Source organism: Chromohalobacter marismortui, from assembly GCF_004364315.1.
In the GTDB taxonomy this organism is placed as follows: Bacteria; Pseudomonadota; Gammaproteobacteria; order Pseudomonadales; family Halomonadaceae; genus Chromohalobacter; species Chromohalobacter marismortui.
The window spans coordinates 1-1,211 of the sequence record NZ_SOBR01000020.1 but is presented as its reverse complement, the minus strand read 5'-3'; the positions used below and the strand labels follow the sequence as shown (position 1 = coordinate 1,211).

At 60.8% G+C, this 1,211-nt stretch carries 2 protein-coding genes; both read right to left on the bottom strand.

Going from position 1 to position 1,211, the window contains the following annotated elements:
• Positions 1-28 precede the first annotated feature (28 nt).
• Positions 29-880 carry an IS3 family transposase gene (locus tag C8E00_RS16575; RefSeq protein WP_279586119.1) on the bottom strand — a complete coding sequence of 284 codons (852 nt, stop codon included), beginning with the start codon at positions 878-880 and terminating at the stop codon, positions 29-31.
• On the bottom strand, positions 844-1,155 hold the full coding sequence (locus C8E00_RS16570) for a DUF1153 domain-containing protein (RefSeq protein ID WP_040242442.1): 312 nt from the start codon (positions 1,153-1,155) through the stop codon (positions 844-846). The genes C8E00_RS16575 and C8E00_RS16570 overlap by 37 nt, the downstream gene beginning before the upstream one ends.
• Positions 1,156-1,211: the final 56 nt, after the last annotated feature.

Here is a 1,211-nt window from a genome sequence, read left to right as displayed (position 1 = left end):
TGTAATGACCCCCTGGTTTCTGCACACCCTACGCAATTAATGCGGGGTGTGCTCGGGGTGCCACGTAGTCCAGAGACTGGTGTGGCCGTTCTTCGTTGTAATAACGGATCCAACGATTGATCACGACCCTGGCTTGGCCCAGTGACTCGAAACGATGAAGCCAGATGCACTCCTCCTTCAAAGAGCGGAAGAAGCGTTCCACGAGCCCGTTCTGTTCCGGTGTATACGGCGTCGTGAACTCCTGCGTGAGGCCATAGGCCTTCACCGTGCCCGTGTAGTGGTGACTACTGAAAACGAGCCCGTTATCGGAGCGAAGTGCCAGCGGTTGCTGAACGCGTCCCAGCGCCCCCAGCCGATAAATCAGTGCTTCCTCCAGGGCAGCCTCTGCTGTCTTGCTGCTGCCATTGTCCGATAATCGCCAACCGAGGATTTCACGCGTGCAACAGTCGATGATGACCGCCAAGCTGGCCCGCCGATCCTTACCGCACCACACGTGCGTGAGATCCGTGGCCCAGCGCTCATCGGGCCGTGAGGTGACTGACGGCAAGCGTCTGGCGCGAGGTCGGAAGCCCTGCGGTCGCTTGCGCACCTGCCAGCCTTTGAGCTGCAGGATGCGCTGGACCGGTTTGCGGTTCTCGCCCAGCACGCACGCCAACCGGCGATAGCCGTAGCTGGGGAAGCGTTCCAGCGTCAGCTTCACCCGGGCCGTCAGATCCGTATTCACGACACGCTGCCGCGCCTTGGGCCGGTAATACAGACTGCGCCGCGGGAACCCCAGCCAGCGACAAAGTTTGGCCAGTGATACCACCCGGCCTTCCTGGGCCATTTCCGCCTGCAGCGACCTTACGAGTTCTCGTCCTCGTCGAGCAGGCGACGCCACTTTTTTAGTGCGTAGATCTGCAAGTGGGCCTCGCCCAGCGCCTCCTTGGTTTCCCGCAGGTCGGATTCGTATTGCTCGCGGATATCCTTGGGACGGGCCTTGAACCCGTTCTCCATGTTGCGCTGGGCTTCATCGATCCAGCCGTCGACCTCGGAGACGGTGAGGTCATGCTGTCGCGCAACCTCGGCGACCGTGGTCTTGCCCTTGAAGATGTCCATGACCACAGACGCTTTGCGCTTCGCGGTCCACCGCTTGATGGGGTTATCGTCGCTCATCCTGTCCTCCTGATGACTGCACTATAGCCTGTGCAGCTCTGGAGGGGGTCACTTCA